This is a genomic window from Paracoccus sp. DMF-8 (genome assembly GCF_029309835.1).
Lineage (GTDB): Bacteria > Pseudomonadota > Alphaproteobacteria > Rhodobacterales > Rhodobacteraceae > Paracoccus.
Genome location: NZ_JARJHL010000016.1, coordinates 100,761 through 122,828 on the forward strand (window position 1 = coordinate 100,761; position 22,068 = coordinate 122,828).

The 22,068-nt window shown below is 66.3% G+C and carries 21 protein-coding genes and 1 pseudogene; 15 read left to right on the plus strand and 7 right to left on the minus strand.

Translation table 11 applies throughout. The features are described 5' to 3' along the window. The first annotated feature begins 137 nt into the window (after positions 1–137). Positions 138–713: a molybdopterin adenylyltransferase gene (gene mog / locus PE067_RS17380; protein ID WP_276190948.1), complete on the plus strand. Its 576-nt coding sequence runs from the start codon at positions 138–140 to the stop codon at positions 711–713. Here the strand turns inward: mog and PE067_RS17385 are convergent. Next, the gene (locus tag PE067_RS17385) at positions 658–1,359 is read right to left on the minus strand and encodes a nucleoside/nucleotide kinase family protein (RefSeq protein WP_276190949.1); all 702 of its coding nucleotides are present in this window, start codon (positions 1,357–1,359) and stop codon (positions 658–660) included. The genes mog and PE067_RS17385 overlap by 56 nt on opposite strands. Before the next feature lie 179 nt (positions 1,360–1,538). Here PE067_RS17385 and PE067_RS17390 point away from each other — a divergent pair, with 179 nt between their 5' ends. From PE067_RS17390 to PE067_RS17405, 4 genes and pseudogenes are all read left to right on the plus strand, one after another. Then, positions 1,539–2,489, plus strand: a complete 951-nt coding sequence (locus PE067_RS17390) for a DnaJ C-terminal domain-containing protein (protein WP_276190952.1) — start codon at positions 1,539–1,541, stop codon at positions 2,487–2,489. Then, on the plus strand, positions 2,489–2,839 hold the full coding sequence (locus tag PE067_RS17395) for a hypothetical protein (RefSeq protein WP_276190953.1): 351 nt from the start codon (positions 2,489–2,491) through the stop codon (positions 2,837–2,839). The genes PE067_RS17390 and PE067_RS17395 overlap by 1 nt, the downstream gene beginning before the upstream one ends. Beyond that, positions 2,840–3,595 (plus strand): metallophosphoesterase family protein, encoded by a 756-nt coding sequence (locus PE067_RS17400; RefSeq protein ID WP_276190954.1) that lies wholly within the window; start codon positions 2,840–2,842, stop codon positions 3,593–3,595. It begins immediately after the preceding gene. An 86-nt stretch (positions 3,596–3,681) separates the two neighbouring features. After that, positions 3,682–5,833 (plus strand): annotated as a pseudogene (locus PE067_RS17405) (esterase-like activity of phytase family protein). Between the two features lie 248 nt (positions 5,834–6,081). Here the strand turns inward: PE067_RS17405 and PE067_RS17410 are convergent. The 3 genes from PE067_RS17410 to ccmI are packed head-to-tail and all read right to left on the minus strand — an operon-like array spanning position 6,082 to position 7,948. Continuing rightward, positions 6,082–6,267 carry a DUF1289 domain-containing protein gene (locus PE067_RS17410; RefSeq protein ID WP_276190956.1) on the minus strand — a complete coding sequence of 62 codons (186 nt, stop codon included), beginning with the start codon at positions 6,265–6,267 and terminating at the stop codon, positions 6,082–6,084. Next, positions 6,264–6,731, minus strand: a complete 468-nt coding sequence (gene ruvX, locus PE067_RS17415) for a Holliday junction resolvase RuvX (RefSeq protein WP_276190957.1) — start codon at positions 6,729–6,731, stop codon at positions 6,264–6,266. Before ruvX ends, PE067_RS17410 begins: the two co-directional genes overlap by 4 nt. Next, positions 6,728–7,948, minus strand: a complete 1,221-nt coding sequence (ccmI, locus tag PE067_RS17420; RefSeq protein ID WP_276190958.1) for a c-type cytochrome biogenesis protein CcmI — start codon at positions 7,946–7,948, stop codon at positions 6,728–6,730. The genes ruvX and ccmI overlap by 4 nt, the downstream gene beginning before the upstream one ends. A 208-nt stretch (positions 7,949–8,156) precedes the next feature. Between ccmI and PE067_RS17425 the strand changes: the two genes are divergently transcribed. The 10 genes from PE067_RS17425 (at position 8,157) to der (ending at position 19,209) form a co-directional block, all read left to right on the plus strand. Beyond that, complete coding sequence (locus tag PE067_RS17425; protein ID WP_276190960.1) at positions 8,157–9,431, plus strand: sarcosine oxidase subunit beta family protein; 1,275 nt, start codon at positions 8,157–8,159, stop codon at positions 9,429–9,431. Positions 9,432–9,612: 181 nt separating this feature from the next. After that, positions 9,613–9,816 (plus strand): hypothetical protein, encoded by a 204-nt coding sequence (locus PE067_RS17430; RefSeq protein WP_276190961.1) that lies wholly within the window; start codon positions 9,613–9,615, stop codon positions 9,814–9,816. Between the two features lie 449 nt (positions 9,817–10,265). Next, positions 10,266–10,640 (plus strand): sarcosine oxidase subunit delta, encoded by a 375-nt coding sequence (locus PE067_RS17435; protein WP_276190963.1) that lies wholly within the window; start codon positions 10,266–10,268, stop codon positions 10,638–10,640. Then, positions 10,640–13,570, plus strand: coding sequence for a sarcosine oxidase subunit alpha family protein (locus tag PE067_RS17440; protein WP_276190964.1), 2,931 nt, complete (start codon positions 10,640–10,642; stop codon positions 13,568–13,570). Before PE067_RS17435 ends, PE067_RS17440 begins: the two co-directional genes overlap by 1 nt. After that, a complete protein-coding gene (locus PE067_RS17445; RefSeq protein ID WP_276190965.1) occupies positions 13,563–14,081 on the plus strand; it encodes a sarcosine oxidase subunit gamma family protein in 519 nt (172 codons plus the stop codon). The genes PE067_RS17440 and PE067_RS17445 overlap by 8 nt, the downstream gene beginning before the upstream one ends. A gap of 109 nt (positions 14,082–14,190) precedes the next feature. Next, on the plus strand, positions 14,191–14,760 hold the full coding sequence (locus PE067_RS17450) for a hypothetical protein (protein WP_276190966.1): 570 nt from the start codon (positions 14,191–14,193) through the stop codon (positions 14,758–14,760). Positions 14,761–14,876: 116 nt separating this feature from the next. After that, positions 14,877–15,476, plus strand: a complete 600-nt coding sequence (locus tag PE067_RS17455; protein ID WP_276190967.1) for a superoxide dismutase — start codon at positions 14,877–14,879, stop codon at positions 15,474–15,476. Positions 15,477–15,692: 216 nt separating this feature from the next. After that, positions 15,693–16,385, plus strand: coding sequence for a tetratricopeptide repeat protein (locus PE067_RS17460; protein WP_276190968.1), 693 nt, complete (start codon positions 15,693–15,695; stop codon positions 16,383–16,385). A 35-nt stretch (positions 16,386–16,420) separates the two neighbouring features. Next, entirely contained in the window at positions 16,421–17,743 is a 1,323-nt protein-coding gene (locus tag PE067_RS17465) for a PQQ-like beta-propeller repeat protein (protein WP_276190969.1), read from the plus strand. Next, positions 17,740–19,209: a ribosome biogenesis GTPase Der gene (der, locus tag PE067_RS17470; protein ID WP_276190970.1), complete on the plus strand. Its 1,470-nt coding sequence runs from the start codon at positions 17,740–17,742 to the stop codon at positions 19,207–19,209. The genes PE067_RS17465 and der overlap by 4 nt, the downstream gene beginning before the upstream one ends. On the opposite strand, the gene PE067_RS17475 is transcribed toward der, so the two are convergent. The 3 genes from PE067_RS17475 to PE067_RS17485 form a co-directional block, all read right to left on the minus strand. After that, positions 19,206–20,045: a hypothetical protein gene (locus tag PE067_RS17475; protein ID WP_276190971.1), complete on the minus strand. Its 840-nt coding sequence runs from the start codon at positions 20,043–20,045 to the stop codon at positions 19,206–19,208. The two genes, der and PE067_RS17475, sit on opposite strands and share 4 nt — an antisense overlap. A 178-nt stretch (positions 20,046–20,223) precedes the next feature. Beyond that, a complete protein-coding gene (serS, locus tag PE067_RS17480; protein ID WP_276190972.1) occupies positions 20,224–21,516 on the minus strand; it encodes a serine--tRNA ligase in 1,293 nt (430 codons plus the stop codon). 129 nt (positions 21,517–21,645) lie between these two features. Further along, a complete protein-coding gene (locus tag PE067_RS17485) occupies positions 21,646–22,068 on the minus strand; it encodes a SoxS protein (protein WP_276190973.1) in 423 nt (140 codons plus the stop codon).

The window sequence follows — 22,068 nt, forward strand, 5'->3', positions numbered from 1 at the left end:
AAGGCGGGCGGCCCGTGCCATATCCCGTTCCGCCCGCCCCGCGCTGTTTTCTGTCCTTGTCGGCGGGCGGCCTTTCGCACCCACTTTCCTTTTCGCGCCCGCTTTGACAATCTGGCCACCCGTTGAAAGGCCGTGCCATGACCCGATCCGCCCATATCGCCATCCTGACCGTCTCTGACCGCGCCAGTCGTGGCGAATATGAGGACAAGGGCGGACCGGGGGCCGAGGCATGGTTGCGTGAGGTCGTCACCTCGCCCATGCGGATCTCGCGCCGGATCATTCCGGATGGCCGCGCCCATGTCGCGGCGGCGCTGCGGGAAATGGCGGATGGCGGCTTTGACACTGAACGCGCCGACCTGATCCTGATCACCGGCGGCACCGGCCCCGCGCCCCGTGATGAAACCCCCGAAGGCATGGCCGATGTCATCGAAAAGGAACTGCCCGGTTTCGGCGAGGAAATGCGCCGCGCCAGTCTGGCAGAGGTTCCGACCGCGATCCTGTCGCGCCAGACGGCGGAGATTCTCGGGGCCTGCCTGATGATCACCATCCCCGGCAAGCCTTCGGCCATCGCGACCTGCCTGAATGCGGTTTTCGCGGCGGTGCCCTATTGTCTGGACCTGATCGGTGCGGCGCGGATCGAAACCGACCCCGCGCGGATCAAGGCGTTTCGCCCGAAAGCGCCCGATCCGAAAGCGCCCGATCCGAAAGCGTAAGATCCGAAAGCGTAAGATCCGAAAGCGTAAGGTCCGAAAGCATAAGATCTGGCGGGCGCGATTGCGACAGGACCAGCCGGACATTGGCCATGTCATTGTCCAGATGCGCCTGAACGCCCGCCGCATCGCAGCCGAGATCGCGCCAGCGCGCGCGCAGGCGCCGCTCCAGTTCCTGAACCGGCGGGGCGATCATCACCGTCAGATCCCAGAGCGGCGCAAGGTCGCGCCAGACCGGCTGGTCCAGCAGCAGATAGTTGCCTTCGACCACGACCAGCTGATCGGACGGCGCGATGCGGCCCGCTCCGGCAATCGCGAGGTCGCGGGCGCGGTCAAAGACCGGATGAATGACCTCTGCCCCGGTTTTCAGCCGGGCGACGGTCGCAGCGAAACCGGCGGCGTCAAAGGTCTGGGGCGCGCCCTTGATGCCGCGCTGCCCGCGTTCGTCCAGCAGGCGGTTGTCCAGATGAAACCCGTCCATCGGCAGCAGGGCGGCAGTCGTGCCGGTGTCGGTCAGGGCGGCGACCAGCGCCTCGGCCAGCGTCGATTTTCCCGCGCCGGGCGGGCCGGCGACGGCGATCACGCGGCGCGTCCCGTCGCCTGCCCATGGGGCGATGCGGGCCAGAATGGTTGCCAGATCGGTCTGCATCTTTTCCTTCGTGCCTTTCAATGCCGGTCTGTGCTGACTATATCGCGCCGAAAGGGGGACGCCAGTTTGCCGCTGTGGTATTTTCACGCCGGGCGCGCGAAACCCAAGGCGCGGCAAGGTGTTGACCAGATGAATGCGAAACCGGGATCACAGCGGGATCACAAAGGGGGGAGCGGGCGATGGCAGATGATCCATATGCGGCATTGGGGCTGACGAAATCCGCCAGCCAGGACGATATCAAAAAGGCCTATCGCCGCATCGCCAAGACCGATCATCCCGACCTGAACCCCGATCCCAAGGCGGCCGAGCGGTTCAAGGCGGCCTCGTCTGCCTATGATCTGCTGAAGGATGCCGAACAGCGCGCGCGCTTCGACCGGGGCGAAATCGACGCTTCGGGTCAGGAAACGCCGCAGCGCCATTACTATCGCGAATATGCCGAGGCGGGTGACAGCCCCTATCGCCAGCAATACGGCAATTTCGACGATCTGAACGATGTGTTTTCCGACCTGTTCGGCCAGCGCGGCGGCGCGGGTTTTGGCGGTGCGGGCTTTGGCGGCTCTGGTTTCGGGGGTGGGCGCGGCGGGGCGCGCAGTTTCGACATGCGCGGCAACGATCAGCGTTTCACGCTGGAAATCGACTTCATGACGGCGGCGCGCGGCGGCTCGACCCGGATCACCATGCCCGACGGCAGCGCGCTGGAGGTCAAGATCCCCGAAGGCGCCCGTGACGGTCAGGTCATCCGCCTGCGCGGCAAGGGCGGCCCCGGCATGGGCGAAGGCGGCGCGGGCGATGCCCTGCTGACGCTGATCGTGGCCGACGACCCCGACTGGACCCGTGACGGCGATAATGTCGAGGTGACCCTGCCCATCACCATCGACGAGGCCGTTCTGGGCGGCAAGGTCGAGGTGCCGACGATCAGCGGCGCGGTGATGATGACCATTCCGCGCGGCGCCAGTTCCGGGCGCAAGATGCGGCTGAAAGGGCGCGGCATCAAGGGCGCAGACGGCAAGCACGGCGATCAGGTGGTCGTGCTGAAGATTGTCATGCCCGACCGCATCGACGACGAACTCGCCGCCTTTTTCGAAAACTGGCGCAAGGACCACGCCTATGACCCGCATGGGAGGAATTGATGACCGAGCATCGCTTTTCCGCGCATGAGGCCCTGGCCGCGGTGCCCGATCTGACGCCCGAGCAGTTGGACCGTTACATCCGCGTGGGCGTCATCCAGCCCGTGCAATCCGACCACGGCCCGGTCTTTCGCGACATCGACATCGCCCGGCTGGCCCTGATCGTCGATCTGGCCGATGGCTACAGTCTGGACGACGAGGCGCTTGGCCTGATCATGTCGCTGCTGGATCAGTTGCACGGGCTGCGCGGCGACATGCGCGCCATTCTGGATGCGGTCGCCCATGAGCCGCCCGAAACCCGCGCAAGCCTCAGCCGCACCATCCGCGAGGTGCGCGTGGTGATCCGCCGCTAGATGGATTGCGATACCGAACGCTTTGCGGTCATCGCCGATATCCATGGCAATGCCGATGCGCTGGCGGCGGTGATTGCCGATCTGCGCGGGCAGGGCGTGCAGGCGGTGGTGAACCTTGGCGATCATTTCAGCGGACCGCTGGCCGCCCTTGAAACCGCCGATCTGCTGGCCGGGCTGGATCAGGTCGCGATCCAGGGCAATCACGACCGCGTTCTGGTGACGCTGGCGCCCGAAGACATGGGCCTGTCCGACCGGCTGACCCATCAGGCGCTGGATGCCCGCGCGCTGGACTGGCTGCGCGACCTGCCTGCGGCGCTGTTGCTGGGCGATGTCTTTCTGTGCCACGGCACGCCTGCCAGCGACAACACCTATTGGCTGGAAACGGTGGCCCCCTCGGGCGCGGTGACGCTGGCCGCGCGGGATGTCATCGCCGCGCAGATCGGCGACAGCCCGGCCGGCCTGTTTCTATGCGCCCACAGCCATGTCGCGCGCCGCGTCGATCTGCCCGGCGGGCGCGTCGTGGTGAACCCCGGCAGCGTCGGCTGTCCCGGCTTTCGCCACGATATCCCGCACCCCCACCGGATCGAAACGGGATCGCCCGCCGCGCGCTATGCGATCATGACCCGCACCCCGCAGGGTTGGGCCAGCGACCTGCGCGCCGTGCCCTATGACGCGCGGCGCATGGCGCGGCTGGCCTGCAGGGCCGGACAGGGGGATTGGGCGCGCGTGATCGCAACCGGCTGGCTGAACCGATAGTTTCGCAAAAACGTCACGCAATCGGCATCAGCTTGTCACGGCCTGTCGCCAAGCAGGCGCGGAAACCCGTCTTTCCGAGGATGATGATGACCCTACGCCTTCTGCTTTGCTCGGCGCTTGCGCTGGCTGCCGCCATGCCTGCCGGTGCCGAACCCGTTTTCAACCGCATTGCGACCTTTGCCACCACCGACAACATGGCCGAGGGCGAAAACCGCGCCCGCGTCACCTCGGCCGAGATCATGACCGTGACGCCCGATGGCATGACCCTGATCTATTCCGACAGCCCTCTGGGCGGCATCGGCCTGATCGACATCACCGATCCGCGCGCGCCGAAACCGCTTGGCAATATCGCGATGGATGGCGAGCCGACGACCGCCGTGGTCGCCGGGCGCCGCGCCTTTGTCGGGGTCAATACCTCGGAAAGCTATGCCGATCCCTCGGGCGCCCTGCGCACCGTCGATCTGGATACGAAACAGATCACGGCAAGCTGCGATCTGGGCGGTCAGCCCGATTCCGTCGCTATGTCGCAGGACGGCACCATGTTGGCCATCGCCATCGAAAACGAACGCGACGAGGATCTGAACGACGGTGGCCTGCCGCAGATGCCCGCGGGCTTTGTCGTGCGTCTGCCCGTCACGGACGGCGAAATCGACTGCGCGGGCAAGCAGAACATCGACCTGACCGGTCTGGCCGACATCGGCGCCGAAGACCCCGAGCCGGAATATGTCGCCTTCAACAGCAGGGGCGATCTGGTCGTCACGCTGCAGGAAAACAACCACATCGTCGTGATCGGCGCGGATGGCGCGGTCGCCAGCCATTTCAGCGCGGGCGCCGTCGATCTGACCGACATCGACACGGCCAAGGATGGCAAGCTGGCATTCACCGATGCGCTGAGCGGCGTGGCGCGCGAACCCGATGGCGTGGCATGGATCGACGATGACCATTTCGCCACGGCCAACGAAGGCGACTGGAAAGGCGGCTCTCGCGGGTTCACGATCTGGAACCGCGATGGCTCGGTCGTTTACGAATCCGGTGCGGCATTCGAACATGCGCTGGTCGCGATCGGCCATTACCCCGAGGGCCGTTCCGGACAAGAAAGGCGTCGAACCCGAAGGCATCGCTTTCGCCACCTATGGCGATCAGAAACTGCTGTTCGTGGGGTCGGAACGCGGCAGCGTCGTCGGCGTCTATGATGTTGCCGATCCGGCTGCGCCGCGTCTGGTGCAACTGCTGCCCTCGGGCGTGGGTCCCGAAGGGCTGACCCCGATCCCCGGCCGCGACCTGTTCGCGACCGCCAATGAAACCGATCTGGGCGAAGACGGCGCCGCCCGCGCCCATGTCATGATCTATGAACGGGCCGAGGGTGCGCCCGCCTATCCGACGCTGATCAGCGACGGGCTGATCGGTTAGGGCGCGCTGTCGGGCCTGACCGTCGATCCGGCCAGCGACACCACGCTGTATGCGGTCAGCGACAGTTTCTTTGACACGCAACCCTCGATCTTCCGCATCGATGCCAGCGCCGCGCCGGCGCGCATTACCGACCGCATCGCCGTCACCCGCGACGGTCGCCCCGCCGAAAAGCTGGATCTGGAAGGGATCGCGGCCGACGGTCAGGGCGGTTTCTGGCTGGCAAGCGAGGGCGATCCCGAAAAAGAGGTGCCCCATGCCGTTCTGCATGTCGACGCCAAGGGCGCGATCACGCAGGAATTCGCCCTGCCCGAGGGCCTGCTGGCCCATCAGACGCGCTTCGGGATGGAAGGCATCGCCCCGCATGACGGCAAGCTCTGGGTCGCGGTTCAGCGCGAATGGGGCGACGATCCCAAGGGCCAGACCAAGCTGTTGCAGCTTGATCCCGCAACCGGCAACTGGGCCGGTGTGCGCTATCCGCTGGACAGCGGCGAGGGCTGGGTCGGCCTGTCGGAAATCGCGATCCGGGGCGATCACGCCTATCTGATCGAACGCGACAACCTGATCGGTCAGGCCGCGAGCCTGAAGCAGATCACCCGCGTTGCCCTGTCCGACATGCAGCCGGTCGGTCTGGATCGTGACCTGCCGCTGGTCACCAAAGAGGTCGTACGCGACCTGATCCCCGACCTGAAACAGTGGAACGGCTATGTCGTCGACAAGGTCGAAGGCATGGCGATGGACAGCACCGGCAAGGTCTGGCTGGTGACGGATAACGACGGGGTCAAGGATTCCTCGGGCGAAACCTTCCTGTGGAATGTCACGCTGGACTAGGCGACAGTCAGGACCATCAGCTTCGGCCGGGCGTGACAGCCCGGCCTTTCTGCATCTGGCCCTTTAGGCGCGCGGCCGGTTGATCGCGCCAGTTGGAATGCGATGCGTCGCGCGATGACGCGCCGTGTCACAATGCGGCCAGCGCCCTGCGATTGCGCGCGGTTCAGGACGGTGTTGGGGAAACGTCCTTGCGCAGCACGTCCCGCATCAAAAACGGCGGTCCGCTATCACATCTGCCGCCGCACCGATCAGCCGGGTCGCGTCACCCCCTGCCATTTGCGGCCGGGCAGATCCGCCATCACCGCCCGGCGCTGGTCGTCGGTCATGCGGATCCAGCCCATGATTTCGTCGATGGAGCGCCAGCAGCCGATGCACAGGCCGGATGTCGGCTCGATCCGGCAGATCCTGATGCAGGGGGTTTCGATCGCGCTCATCCGATGAACCGCAGCCGGTCCAGCATGCCTTGCAGGATATAGCCCGCCGCGACCTGATCGATGACCTCGGCCCGGCGTTTGCGCGAGGTGTCGCCTTCCAGCAGGGCGCGTTCGGCGGCGACGGTGGACAGGCGTTCGTCCCAGAAACCGATGGGCAGATCGGTCAGCTTTTCCAGATTGCGGGCAAAGGCGCGGGTCGATTGGGCGCGCGGGCCTTCGGTCCCGTCCATGTTGCGCGGCAGGCCCAGCACCAGACCGGCCAGTTGCCGGTCCCTGACCACGGCCAGCAGTTCCTGCGCATCCTGCGTGAATTTCACGCGCCGGATCACCTTCAGCGGGGATGCGACCTGACGCAGCCCGTCGCTGACCGCGACGCCGATGGTCTTGGTGCCCAGATCCAGCCCGGCGATGGCCCCGGTGCGGGGCAGGGCGGCGGCGAAATCCTGAGGCGCTTCAAGGATCATGGGGCCAGCCCCGCGCGGTCGGCGGCGTCATTGACGATCTGCAATGCCTCGGGGGTCTGGGCAAAGCGGGCCTGCGCCTCGGACCAGATGTTTCGGGCGTGGTCGCTGCGTCCGATGGTGGTCAGCGAAAAGATCAGCCGCCCCCATTCCTCGGGCGTGCCGCCCTGCGTGGCCAGCCGGGTTTCCAGTTGTTCGACCATGCCGGAAATCATCTGCTGGCGTTCTTCGGGGGTCATGTCCTCGGCGGCGGCGACCGCGTCGGCATCGGGGCCGGGCAGCGGTCTGGGGGCCGGGGCCTCGTAGCTGGGTTCGCCCGCGAACCATGCCAGATCGTTGATGATGGCGCGGATCGGCGCGATCCATGGGGCGTTTTCCGGACCTTCGGCCAGCAGCACCGCCCAGACCGGAAAGGCGCGGTCGGGGCGGCCTGCCTGAATCTGCTGCAGGCCCGCCATATAGCGCGCCTCGCTGTTCATGCGGTCCTTTTCCAGCGCGTTGTAGATTTCGGCCTCTGCCTCGGGGGTGATGGTGCCGCCTGCGGCCTCGATCATGATGGCGGCGGTGGCGGCATGATCCTGCGCGGTGGCATCGGCCCCCAGCAGGGTCACGACCTGCTGCGCCGCCTGCCGCGCGGCGACCAGATTGCCAAGCGCCGATTCGTAGCGCAGCAAAAAGCGCTGGCCCTGAATGTCATTCGGGTTCCGGGCCACGGCCTCGCGCAGCCGTTCGATCAGCGCCATGTCGTCCGCGCTGACCTCGGCGCGGGGGCCGGGGGCGGTGTTGGCGGCCTCTGCCTCGGATTGCGAGGGCCGTTCGGCATGGCGGGCCTCGGCCGCGGCGATGCGGGCGTTGATCGGGGCATCGGGCATGCCGGGGGCGCCGATCCGGTAATACATCGCGGCGCTGATCCCCACCACGGCGGCCAGCGCGATGCCCGGCACCACCAGCCCCGGCCCCCGGCTGGCTGCCTGGGCCTTTTGCAGGGCGCGGTCGGCCTCCAGCACCTTGCGGCCGATTTCGACGCGCAGCCGTTCGGCATCCGTAGGCTCGATCACGCCGCGATCCAGATCGCGGTCGACCTCGCGCAGCTGGTCGCGATAGACGCGCAGGTCATAGGCCGCTGTCGGCTCGGCCGGTTCGGTCTGCTGGCGCAGAAACGGCGCGAGTATCGACAGGACGACGACCGCCAGCATTGCGGCGCAGATGATCCAGAACATCCCTTCTCCCCTTGGGTGGCAGCCCCGTAGATAGCGGTTTTCCACCCGTTTCAAAAGCCGCCACGCATGCGGCATATCCGCCGCCGCCCGGCGCGGGATATCTGCGCGCAATCGTGACGCAATTTCACAGGTTGCGCGTCGCAAGGCGGGTTGCCCGATTTCGCCCTGCCGCTACCTTATAGCGGTCCGAGTCGCGAAAGGCCCTTTCATGTCCGCCACGAAGTCCACCAAACCCTCTGGCCGGTATTCGGTCTTTGCCATCGCCAAAGAGGCGATGAACCTGCATGCCGGCTGGCGCCGTGCCTGGGCCAGCCCGGAACCGAAAAAGAAATACAAGGTCGTGATCGTCGGCGCCGGGGGGCATGGTCTTGCGACGGCCTATTACCTGGGCCGCAACTTTGGCATCACCGATATCGCGATCATCGAAAAGGGTTGGCTGGGCGGCGGCAACACCGGGCGCAACACCACGATCATCCGGTCGAACTATCTGCAGGACCCTTCGGCGGCGATCTATGACAAGGCGCTGAAACTGTATGAAAACCTGTCGCAGGATCTGAACTACAACATCATGTTCAGCCCGCGCGGGTTGCTGATGCTGGCCCAGACCGAACACGAGATCCGGGGCTACAAGCGCACGGCACATGCCAACCACCTGCAGAACGTCGAAACCGAATGGGTCGATCCCAAGCGCATCAAGGAACTGGTGCCGATCATCAATATCGACGGGCCGCGCTATCCGGTTCTGGGAGGGCTGTATCAGGCCCGTGGCGGCACCGCGCGCCACGATGCGGTCGCATGGGGCTATGCCCGCGCCTGTTCGGACATGGGCATGCATATCATCCAGAACTGCGAAGTGACGGGCGTCGAAACCGAAAACGGTGCGGTCCGCGCCGTGAACACCGCCAAGGGCCGGATCGAATGCGAAAAGCTGGCGATGGTCGTCGCCGGGCATTCCTCGCATCTGGCGGAAATGGCGGGCTTCCGCCTGCCGATCGAATCCATCGCGCTGCAGGCGCTGGTCAGCGAACCGATCAAGCCCTGCTGCGACATCGTCATCATGGCCAACACCGTCCACGGCTATCTGTCGCAATCGGACAAGGGCGAGATGGTCATCGGCGGCGGCACCGACGGCTTCAACAACTATACGCAGCGCGGATCCTGGCACCATGTCGAGGAAACCGTCCGCGCCCTGGTGGAAACCTTCCCGATGTTGTCGCGGCTGAAAATGCTGCGCCAATGGGGCGGGATCGTGGACATGACCGGCGACCGTTCGCCGATCCTGTCGACCACGCCGGTCGGAAACGTCTTTGTCAACTGTGGCTGGGGCACCGGCGGGTTCAAGGCGATCCTCGGATCGGGCTGGGCCATGGCGGAGCTGGTGGCCAATGGCCGTCCGGGCGCGCTGGCCGCCGAATTCGGCCTGAACCGCTTCCGCGAGGGGCGTTTCATCGACGAAAGCGTGGCCGCAGGGGTGGCCCACTGATGTTCGCGCCGGGCATTGCCAAAACCTCGCAAGACCGGGGAAACGGGGGCTTTCGTGCCCTTGCCCCGGCTGGCGACTGGCAGGATTCTGCCCGGATCGAACAGAAATTTCTTGTTGGTGGAACATTTTACGGGGTTAGGTCATTCATTCCCCGAAGCCATCTCATCAAGGAGTTTCTTTCATGGCCGAACCGCAAAAATCCAACACCGGCCTTATCATCGGTGTCATTGTCATCGTCGTTGTCGCCATCGGCTGGTATGTCTTCGGTGGCAGCTCTTCCGAGTCCGTCACCGAAACGACCACGACCACGGAAACCCCTGCGCCTGCAGCCGACCCGGCGGCCCCGGTCGATCCGGCCGTCATCGACCGAGCCTGCGCCGGTTGAAACCCGGATCCCCATTACGACCGATCCGGTCGAGACCGCTCCGGCTGACGCTGAAACCCCGGCCGGCACCACGAACTGATGCGGGCGTTTCGCGCAGCAATGCGCGGCTGAATTCCAGCCGGGGGCCGTCGCTGCCCCCGGTCACGGCGTCCTGCGACCGTCTGGTCGGGGGGCATGTGGTGGGGTGGAACCCCACCCTACGGTTGGGCATCACGGCATCCCGCGCCCCTGTTGTCGGGCGCGATACCGGGCGGTTGCCCGTAGACGCCCCGGTCCGAGGCCGTCATCTTTTCCTTTTCGCTGACGACCGGGGAGCGGCGTGCCCTTCCCCCGCGCGACCAAGGGTTCGCGCGGTCGTCGCGCCATTCCCATTCGAACATCTGCCCGCTTGGGCGACCGCAACCACAGGCAGGCCGCCCGACGCAGCCCGCCCCCGAAGGAGTGACCGGATGCTGACCCTGACCTGCCCCTATTGCGGCGTCACCGCCGAAGAAACCGAGCTGCAGCCCGGCGGCGAAGCGCATCTGAAACGCTTCGGCCCCGGCTCGACCGATGACGATTTCGAAGCCTATCTGTTCGCGCGCAAGAACCCCAAGGGCGTCCATTTCGAACGCTGGCGCCATGCCTATGGCTGCGGCAAATGGTTCCTGGCGGCGCGCGACACCGCCAATCTGCAGGTCTTTGGCACCTATGCCGCCCAGACCCCGCATCCGACCCCGGACATCGTCGCGCTTGTGCAGGCCGCGCGCCCCGACTGGCAACCCGACTGGACCGAAACCGCCCCTGCCACCCAAGCCGAAACCGCTGAAAAAGGCGCCCACTGATGAGCGACAACCATTCCTTTCGTCTGGCAACCGGCGGCCGTCTGATCGACCGCGCCTATCAGGTGCCCTTCCGCTTTGACGGCCGCCAGATGCGCGGTCTGGAGGGCGATACGCTGGCCTCGGCGCTGCTGGCGAATGGCCAGCTGATGATGGGCCGCAGCTTCAAATACCACCGCCCGCGCGGCCCGATCGCTTCGGGGGCCGAGGAGCCGAACGCCCTGTTGGGGCTGGGCCGGGGTGGCCGGTTCGAACCGAACCAGCGCGCAACCACGACGCCCGTTGTCGCGGGCATGGTGACGTCCAGCCAGAACTGCTGGCCCAGCCTGAACGCCGATATCGGTGCGGTCAACAACTGGCTGTGGCGCTTTTTCCCGGCTGGTTTCTATTACAAGACCTTCATGCAGCCGCGCGGTGCGTGGAAACACCTGTTTGAACCGGTGATCCGCCGGTCCGCAGGTCTGGGCAAGGCCCCGACCGAGGCGGATCCCGACAAATACGAACAGGCCTATGGCTTTGCCGATGTCGTGGTCGTCGGTGGCGGCATCGCCGGTCTGGCGGCGGCGCGCGATGCGGCGGCCGAGGGCAAGCAGGTGCTGGTGCTGGAACAGAACCCGCATTGGGGCGGGCGCACGCCGACCGACCATGCCGACGGGCAGGGGCGTGTCGATGCGCTGCTGGCCGAGTTGCGGGCGCTGCCGAATGTCACCCTGCGGCGCAACACCATGGCGACCGGGCTTTACGATCACGGCTATCTGCTGGCGCGCGAGGCGCTGGCCGATCACGACCCCAATCAGGGCATCCCGCGCCAGCGCCTGTGGCGCATCCGCGCGGGTCATGTCATCACCGCGACCGGCGCGCTGGAGCGCCCGCTGGCATTCGCCGGGAACGACGTGCCGGGCGTGATGCTGGCCTCGGCGGTGCGCGATTTCATCGGCGATTACGCGGTGGCGCCGGGCCGCCGCATCGTCGTGGTGACGAATAATGACGACGCCTATCGCACCGCGCTGGCCGCGCTGGATGCGGGGCTGGAGGTGCCGGTGGTGATCGACGCGCGCAGCACGGCGGATGGCGATCTGCCGCAGGCGGTGCGGGCGCGCGGCGTGCGCGTCCTGACCGGATCGGGCATCGCGGGCGTCAAGGGCTATCGCGGCGTCGAAGCCGTCAAGATCTGCGATCAGACCGGTTCCGGCGACGTCCGCGAAACCGTCGAGGCTGACGCCGTCGCGATGTCGGGCGGCTGGTCGCCGGTCGTGCATCTGTGGTCGCATTGCGGCGGCAAGCTGAACTGGAACGCGGATTCCGTGTTCTTTGCCCCCGATCCCGCCCGCCCGCCGCTTGGCGCGGATGGCAAGGGCATGGCCTCGGCCACGGGTGCGGCGGCGGGCGACCTGCGGGTTGCGGCGCTGACCGGCGCGGTTCAGGAACGGTCCTTGCTGCCGGTCTGGGTGATGCCGGAACATGCGACCCGCAAGGCGCGGTTCAAGATGTGGCTGGATTTCCAGAACGACGTCAAGGTTTCCGATGTCGAACTGGCCGCGCAGGAAGGTTACGAAAGCGTCGAACATACCAAACGCTATACCACGCTTGGCATGGCGACGGATCAGGGCAAGGTCAGCAATATCAACGGTCTGGCGGTCCTGTCCAAGGCGCTGTCGCAGGCGATCCCCGCGACCGGCACGACGACCTTCCGCCCGCCCTATACGCCCCTGACCCTTGGCACCATCGCGGGCGAGGCGCGCGGAGAGATCTTTCAGCCGCTGCGCAAGACGCCGATGCACGACTGGAACGAACGCCACGGCGCGCATTGGGAACCCGTCGGCCATTGGCGCCGCGCCTATTGCTATCCCAAGGGCGGCGAAAGCCATGCGGCGGCGGTGGCGCGTGAAATCCGCGCGGTGCGGGCCTCGGTCGGGACGCTGGACGCCTCGACACTGGGCAAGATCATCGTCAAGGGGCCGGATGCGGGCAAGTTCCTGGACATGATGTATACCAACATGATGTCCACCCTGCCGGTCGGCAAATGCCGCTATGGGCTGATCTGCAGCGAAAACGGTTTCCTGACCGATGACGGCGTCGCCGCGCGCTTGTCGGACGACACATGGCTGGTCCATACGACCACGGGCGGCGCCGACCGCATCCACGGCCATTTCGAGGATTGGCTGCAATGCGAATGGTGGGACTGGAAGGTCTATACCGCCAATGTCACCGAACAATGGGCGCAGGTCGCGGTTGTCGGCCCGCAGGCCCGCACGCTGCTGGAACGTCTTGGCGGCATGGATCTGTCGCCCGAGGCGCTGCCCTTCATGGGTTGGGCTGAAGGTGAGTTGGCCGGAATCCCGGCGCGGGTCTATCGCATCAGTTTCTCGGGTGAATTGTCCTTTGAGGTGGCGGTGCCCGCGAACCGGGGGCTGGAGCTTTGGGAAAAGCTGCATGATCTGGGCCGCGATCTGGACGTCACCCCCTACGGCACCGAGGCGATGCACGTCATGCGCGCCGAAAAGGGTTTCATCATGATCGGCGACGAAACCGATGGCACGGTGATCCCGCAGGATCTGGGGCTGAACTGGGCGATTTCCAAGAAAAAGGCCGATTACATCGGTAAGCGCGCCCAGGAACGCAGCCACATGACCGACCCGAACCGCTGGAAGCTGGTCGGACTGGAAAGCCTGGACGGGCGCGTCATCCCGGACGGGGCCTATGCGGTCGCCTCGGGCCGGAACGGCAACCATCAGCGCAACACGCAGGGGCGGGTCACCTCGACCTATTTCTCGCCGACGCTGAACAAACCGATCGCCATGGCGCTGGTCCTGAACGGGCCGGACCGGATGGGCGATATTCTGGAATTCACCAACCCCGGCGGGGAACCCGTCAAGGCGCGGATCTGTGATCCGGTGTTCTACGACAAGGAAGGAACGCGGGCCAATGGCTGAGGCACTTGCAACCATCACCGAAATCGCCACCCCCGGCATGATCCAGATCCGCGCCGATCTGGACCGCGCGGGCGATGCCATCGCCGAGGCGGCGGGGCTGGCCATTCCCGCGCAGACCCGGTTCAGCGCGGCGGGCGACCGCTGGCTGGGCTGGATGTCGCCCGACGAACTGCTGCTGATCCTGCCCCGCGCCGATGTGGCCGAGGCGGTGGCAGCGCTGAACGACGCGCTGACGGGCGAACATGCGCTGGTTCTGGACGTGTCGGACATGCGCGCCGGATTTGACGTGATCGGCAATGGCGCGGGTGAGGCGCTGGCGAAACTGGCCCCCGTCGATTTTGCCCGGCTGGCCGGGGACGGCGTGCGCCGGACGCGGCTGGCGCAGGTGTCCTGCGCGATCTGGCCGGTCGGCGGCGGCTACCGGGTCGTGGGCTTCCGTTCGGTGGCCGATTACATGCGCGGGCTTTTGCAGGGGGCTGCCCGTCCCGGCACCACGCTTGCCCCCCGCTAGGGCGGGCGGCGCGACAATCTGCGCGCCCCGCCATCTCGACGCTGGTCGAGGTGGCGGGTTGTCGCTATGCATGTGATATTGCCGTAACCTTTTCCGGGATGACAGTCGCATGGGCGCAGGGCGCAGCCTTTTTACCAGGACCCTGATCGCGGCTGGACAGATCGTCGTTCTGGCCGCCGTTCTGGCCGCCTGTGCGCCAGACGGCACAAGCCGGCCCGCCTCGTCCCGGCATGATGAAACGCGGCCTGACGAAACCGCCGCTGACGAAACAACCCCTGCCGAAACGCCGCGCGCCTTGCCGCAGCCGCCGGCCGGGCCGTCGCCGGTGGTGATGATCTGCGCCTTTCAGGATGCCGACGGCACGGGTTGGGTGCCCGAGGTGGTCATCGTCACCCGTCAGGCGACCGGCCGGATCGAGGTCTTCGACCCGATCCTGCAGGCGCTGGTCGGCCGCCCGATCAAGGCCGAGGTCACCGCCGATTCGGCGCGCGAACGCCATTATGGCTGGGCGCTGGCCGGGGTGCGCAACGCGGTCGGCCAATGGACGGAACGGCTGGATTTCCGGCTGGCGGTGATCAAATCCGACAGCCGCGCGATCCTGTCCGTCAAGGCGCAGGGCTATGACAACACGATCACCGGAAACGGCATCTGCGGGCAGCCGCCGCAACGGCGCGGATAGGGAACCCGACCGGCTCCGCTGCGTTGGATGCTAAGCCCGGGGGCTTTCACCGGGGCTTTCACCCGGCCCCGTCATGTGCCACTAATACCCCGAAATTCAATCGAAAGGTGACCGAAATGGCCTTTACCCTTCCCGACCTTCCCTATGCCCATGACGCGCTTGCGGGCGCCGGCATGTCCAAGGAAACGCTGGAATTCCACCACGACAAGCACCACAATGCCTATGTCGTCAAACTGAACGAGCTGATTGCCGGCACCGAATGGGAAGGCAAGTCGCTGGAAGACATCGTCACCGGCACCTATCAGTCGGGCGCGGTTGCCCAGAACGGCATTTTCAACAACGCCAGCCAGCACTGGAACCACGCCCAGTTCTGGGAAATGATGGGTCCGAATCCGGGCGCCATTCCGGGCGATCTGGAAAAGGCGCTGGTCGAATCCTTCGGTTCGGTCGCGGATTTCAAGAAAAAATTCGCGGATGCGGGCGTCGGTCAGTTCGGTTCGGGCTGGGCCTGGCTGGTCAAGAACGCCGATGGCGGGCTGGAAGTGACCAAGACTGAAAACGGCGTGAACCCGCTGTGCTTCGGCCAGACCGCCCTGCTGGGCTGCGATGTGTGGGAACACAGCTATTACATCGACTTCCGCAATGCCCGTCCGAAATATCTGGAAAACTTCCTGGACAATCTGGTGAACTGGGAAAACGTGGCCTCGCGCCTGTAACCCGATCACCGTCGCGTCACGCGGATACGGGGACCTGCCAGAGCCGCTCTGGCAGGTCCCTTGCGTCTGTCGCGGCCGCTTTTTGCCCCGTTTGCGGCGCCGGCGATGAATTTTGCGCGATTTCCGGCACCTTGCCCCATGGTCCGAAACCTGTCCGCCATTGGCAAGGAACCCTTTGCGCGTATAGAAGTGCGGACAGGAACAGACGGGGACGACATGACCAACCAGAGTGACAGCTTCATCGACGAAGTGACCGCCGACCTGCGCCGCGACCGGCTTTTCCGCGTGATGAAGCGTTATGGCTGGATCGTCGTGCTGCTGATCCTGGGGATCGTCGGGGGCAGCGCCTATTACGAATATACCCGGATCGAAAACAACCGTCAGGCGCAGGCCTTTGGCGATGCGGTGCTGGCGGCGGATGCCGCGCCCGATCGCGCGGCGGCGCTGGCCGCGGTCGATGCGGGCGACGACAGGAACCGCCAGCTGGTCGCGGGGCTGTTGACGGCGGGCGCGCTGGCCGAACAGGGGCAGGGCGCCGCCGCCGCCGAGGATCTGCGCGCGCTGGCCCGCAACGTCCAGTCGGGCGATGCGCTGATGCATGATCTGGCCATGCTCAAGGCGGTGATCGCGGGCGGGACCGACATGAACCCCGCCGACCGCGACGGGCTGCTGACCGAATTGTCGCGTCCCGGCGCGCCGTTCGAACTGCTGGCGCTGGAACAAAAGGCCGTGGCCCTGATCGGCGCGGGCCGCGACGACGACGCCATCATGCTGATCCGCCAGATCCAGCAAAAGGACGGGTTGTCAGAGCCCTTGCGCCGCAGGCTTGCCGAAATGATGATTGTGATGGGTGCCGAGCCCGAACCCGAAGCCGTGGCCGCAGGCGCGCCTGCCGCAGCGGCCAACTGAGGTCCGGAAACGCGACCATCAAGAAGGAGACAGTGATGTTGAGGTTGCCCCTGATCGCTCTGCTGGCGGGAACCGTTGCCCTTGCAGGGTGCGGAGACCGGGAAAAAAGGCTGCCCGGCGAACGGCTTGACCCGCGCGCGATCCTGTCGCCCGATGGTCCGACGGTCGTCGGCAGCGAAGGGCCGACCACATCCGCGCTGTCCCTGCCGGAGGTGCGCGGCAATGCTGAATGGCCGCAGCGCGGCGGAAACGCCCAGCATTACGGCGGCAATGTCGCGATCGGCGGCGGCACCTCGACGATCTGGGCCAGCAATATCGGTCAGGGCAGCGGGCTGCGTCACCGCATCACCGCCGATCCCGTTGTCGGGGGCGGTCTGGTCTATACGCTGGACAGCCGCGCGCAGGTCGCCGCGACGACGACCGGCGGCGCGACCGCATGGGTCCGCGATCTGCGTCCGGGCGGCGAGGTCGGCGACAGCGTGTCCGGCGGGGGCGTCGCCTATGAGGGCGGGCGCGTCTATGTGACGACGGGATATGGCGAGCTGGTCGCGCTGGATGCGCGTTCGGGCGCCGTGCTGTGGCGGCAACGGGTCAATGCGACGATCTCGGGGGCGCCGGTGGTGGATGGCGGCAGCGTCTATGTGATGGGCCGCAATGCGACGGGCTGGGCGATCCGGGCCTCTGACGGCAAGGTCGAATGGCAGGTCGGCGGCACCCCCGCCGTGGCCGGGGTGATGGGCGCCGTGTCGCCTGCCGTATCGGGCAATACGGTGGTCTTTCCCTATGCCTCGGGGCAGTTGCTGGCGGCGGACCGGCGGACGGGCGAACAACTGTGGTCGGCGCAGGTCGGCGGTTCTCGCATCGGCCGCGCGGTCGGACTGTTGCGCGACATGGGCGGCGATCCGGTGATCGTCGGCAGCCGCGTCTATGCCGGCACGACCTCGGGGCGGACGGCGGCCTTCGACATGGCCACGGGCCTTCAGGAATGGGATGCCCGCCAGGGCGCGGCGAACCCGGTCGTCCCGGCGGGGAATGCGGTTTTCGCGATCAACGATCAGGCCCAGCTTGTGCGGATGGATGCGGCGAATGGCGCGACGGTCTGGACCGTCAGCCTGCCCGAATACACCGACGCCCGGGTCAAGAAACAGGACCGCGTCCACGCCCATTTCGGCCCGGTGCTGGCGGGCAACCGGCTGTATGTCGCATCCAGCGACGGGGTGCTGCGGGTCTATGATCCGGCCTCGGGCAATCTGGTCGGGCAGGGCGCCATTCCGGGCGGTGCCGCCGCCGCGCCCGCCGTTGCCGGGCAGACGCTGTATGTGGTGACCCGCGACGGTCAGCTTGTGGCCTACCGATGAGCTTTACCCTTGCCATTGTCGGCCGCCCCAATGTCGGTAAATCGACGCTGTTCAACCGCCTTGTCGGCAAGCGTCTCGCGCTGGTCGACGACCAGCCCGGCGTGACCCGCGACCTGCGCGAAGGGCAGGGCAAGCTGGGTGATCTGCGTTTCATCGTGGTCGATTCCGCCGGTCTGGAAATGGCCGATGACGACAGCCTGCAGGGCCGGATGCGGCGCCTGACCGAACGCGCCGTTGACGAGGCCGATATCTGCCTGTTCGTCATCGACGCCCGCGTCGGCCTGACCGCCGCCGATGAATATTTCGCGGAAATCCTGCGCCGCCGCGCCCGGCACGTCATCCTTGCCGCCAACAAGGCCGAAGGCCGCGCGGGCGAGGCCGGCGCGATGGAGGCCTATTCGCTTGGGCTGGGCGAACCGCTGCGCATCTCTGCCGAACATGGCGAGGGGATGGACGATCTGTATCGCGCCCTGCTGCCGCTGGCCGAGGAATTCGAGGCCGCGAATGTTCAGCAGCAGCCTGAAACCGATGTCGATATCGACGAGGATGCGGATGAGGTCCCCGATTGGGAACCGACCGCCGAAAAGCCCCTGCAAATCGCGGTCATCGGTCGCCCGAATGCCGGGAAATCGACCCTGATCAACAAGATTCTGGGCGAAGACCGCCTGCTGACCGGCCCCGAGGCCGGGATCACCCGCGATTCGATCAGCGTCGCCACGAATTTCATGGGCACCCCGATCCGGGTTTTCGATACCGCCGGGATGCGCAAGAAGGCGCGGGTGACGGACAAGGTTGAAAAGCTGTCGGTGGCCGACGGGTTGCGCGCCGTGCGCTTTGCCGAGGTCGTCGTGGTGCTGCTGGACGTGGATATCCCCTTTGAACAGCAGGATCTGCGCATCGCCGATTTCGCCGAAACCGAAGGCCGCGCCGTGGTCGTTGCCGCGAACAAATGGGATCTGGAAGAGGACAAGCCCGCCAAGCTCAAGGAATTGCGCGAGGCGTTCGAACGCCTGTTGCCACAGTTGAAAGGCGCGCCTCTGGTCACGGTTTCGGCCAAGACCGGCAAGGGGCTGGACCGGCTGCATCACGCCATCCTGAAAGCCCATGAGGTCTGGAACCGCCGCATCACCACCGCGCGTCTGAACCAGTGGCTGGGCGCGATGACCGAGGCGCATCCGCCGCCCGCGCCGGGCGGCCGCCGCATCCGCCTGCGCTACATGACGCAGGTCAAGACCCGGCCGCCTGCCTTCGTCGTCATGGCGACCCATACCGACAAGCTGCCCGACAGCTATGCGCGCTATCTTGTCAATGGTTTGCGGCAGGACTTTGACATGCCCGGCACGCCGATCCGGCTGACCTTCCGCGATCAGGGGACGAAAAACCCCTATCGGCACAAGGCCGACAAGATCAACCAGTCGGGCGCCCTGTCGAAACACAAGAACCGCCAGAAGCCCAAAGGCAGCTAGGTCGTGACCCTGACCAGCGCGACGCCCACCACCGTCATGGCGATGGCGGTGGCCGTCGCGATGGTGACATTGCCCGACATCATGGCGATGGCGATGCCCAAAAGCCCCCAGTTCACCGTCAGGCTATAGGCAAAGGGCGCGCCGATCTGCAACTGGAACCAGACCGTCAGCACGGCGCAGATCAGCAGGGCGATCAGCGTCGACATGGTCTGCGACATGCCCAGTTCCGCATCCAGCAGCGCGCCAAAGCTCATGCACAGGACCAGCGTCGCCCATCCCGCCATCATGCCAAGCGAGGTGCTGGCCGACAGGTCGCGTCCGCGCGGCTGGCGCAACCGGCGCAGGCGCAATCCGGCGGCGCCCATCATCCCGGCAAACAGAAATGCCGCGACCACGAAACGCAGGATCGCCTTGTCCGGGGGCACCCAGGGCCAGATCGCGCCGGCGATCAGGCCGGTCATCAGGGCGGGGGACTCGCCGATCGCGATACGGTCCAGGACATGCGACCAGCGGCGGCGGTTTTTGCGCCCGTCCAGCAGCCGGTTCAGCAGGCCCGAGACGCGCAGCAGATAGCCAAAGGCAGCCAGCCAGACGCAGGTCAGCAGCAGGATCAGCACCGGCCCCTGGGGATCGACGAACAGCATGCCGACCCCGCCGGGGATGGTCGTGACGCGTTCGGTGAGCAATTCACGATAGGGCTGCGCCGCGCCCAACCCGTCCAGCCGCGTGCCGGCGATACCCGACGAAGCGGGACCCGAGATCCGTGTGAAGATCAGGCCGCTGCCGACGAACAGGCCGGTGCACAGGGCAAGCAGGGTGATCGCAAGACGGCGCATACCTTGCCAACGCAAGGCCCGGCGCGAAGTTTCCCGCCTGTCCTGCGATGACGATTTGTTGTCCGCGATGTCCCGGCCCGGCGGGGATGTGCGGGCCGGGGATGTGCAGGTCGGGGATCCGGGCCGGTCTGAACGCGGGGCCGGACGATGGGTCCGGCGGTCCTGTTCCGCCACGGGCTCAGATCAGGTCACCTTCGGCGGATAACCGGGTCTTGCCGCCCAGATAGGGGTGCAGCGCCTCGGGCAGTTGGACGGAACCGTCCGCCTGCTGGCCGTTTTCCAGCACGGCGATCAGTGCCCGCCCGACCGCCAGGCCTGAGCCGTTCAGCGTATGGACGAACTCCGGCTTGCCACCGCCTGCGGGGCGGTAGCGGGCATTCATCCGCCGCGCCTGAAAATCGCCGCAATAGCTGACGCTGGAAATTTCGCGGTATTTGTTCTGGCCGGGCAGCCAGACTTCCAGATCATGGGTGATGCGCGCGCCAAAACCCATGTCGCCGGTGCATAGCGCCATGGTGCGATAGGGCAGGCCAAGGCGTTCCAGCACGGTTTCGGCGCAGCGCGTCATGCGGGCATGTTCCGCCACGCCCGTTTCGGCATCGGTGATCGACACCATCTCGACCTTTTCGAACTGGTGCTGGCGCAGCATCCCGGCGGTGTCGCGGCCCGCGCTGCCCGCCTCTGACCGGAAACACTGGCTATGCGCGGTCATGCGGCGGGGCAGGGTGGCGTGATCGACCAGATCGCCGTGAACGGTATTGGTCAGCGTCACTTCCGAGGTCGGGATCAGCCACCAGCCTTCGCGGGTCTGATAGCTGTCTTCGCCGAACTTCGGCAGTTGGCCGGTGCCTTCCATCATGTCCGACAGGACCAGAACCGGGGCCCAGGTTTCGGTCAGCCCGTGTTCGGTGATGTGCAGATCCAGCATGAACTGCGCCAGCGCGCGGTGGATGCGCGCCACGCCGCCGCGCAGCAGCACGAAACGCGCGCCCGACAGTTTCGCGGCGGTTTCAAAATCCATGCCGGGCTTGACGCCCGCGATGTCGAAATGTTCGCGCGGCGCAAAATCCAGTTCGCGCGGCGTGCCCCAACGGCGGATTTCGACATTGTCGTCTTCGTCCTTGCCGACGGGCACGGTTTCCAGCGGCAGGTTCGGAATGCCCATCAGCATGTCGCGCAACTGCACGTCCAGCGCGCCCGCATCGGCCTGCAGGGTCGCGGCCTGATCCTTTTTCGCCGCGACCAGCGCGCGCAGGCGTTCGAATTCGGCATCGTCGCCGCGCCCCTTGGCGGTGCCGGCTTCCTTGCTGGCCTTGTTCTGTTCGGCCTGCAATTCTTCGGCCGCGGCGATTTTCGCGCGGCGGGCGCTGTCCAGCGACAGGATGGCCGACGACACAGGTTCCAGCCCGCGACGCCCCAGCAGGGCGTCGAACGCGGCGGGGTTTTCGCGGATGGCGCGGATGTCATGCATGGCGTCTGTCCTCTTTCCTGACGTTCCTGTCGGCCCCGGCCTTTCGCCGTGGGTGCCGATTGCCTTAGCGCAAGGGCGCCCCGGAGAAAAGCCGTAGCCCGAAACGGGTTGAGAAATCATGAACCGCCGCTATTTCGCGGCGACACCCGTTTCCTGCATGATCCGCGACAGCATCGGGTAAAAGCGGTCGGCCCCCGGATAGCCCAGAATGCGCGACACCTCGACCCCGTCGCGCAGCAGGATGAAGGTCGGCGTCAGATAGGGCGCGGTGCCAAGCGCCAGCCCGTCAGGCCAGGGGCCGTCGATGTCGATGGCGACCAGCGGCGCCTGCCGCCCCTGCGCCGAGGCGCCGTAACCCGGCGCGATGTCCCGGCGAAAGGCGGCGCAATGGATGCAGCCCTGACGTTCCACCATCAGCAGCTTGACGCCCTTTTCCACGGCCTGCTGGCTGGTCGCGGCCTGCGCCGATTGCCCCCGGATCAGGGGCAGCATGTCCATCACCAGAATCAGGGCCGCCGCCAGGGTGAATGCGATGCGCAGGGGGGAAAACAT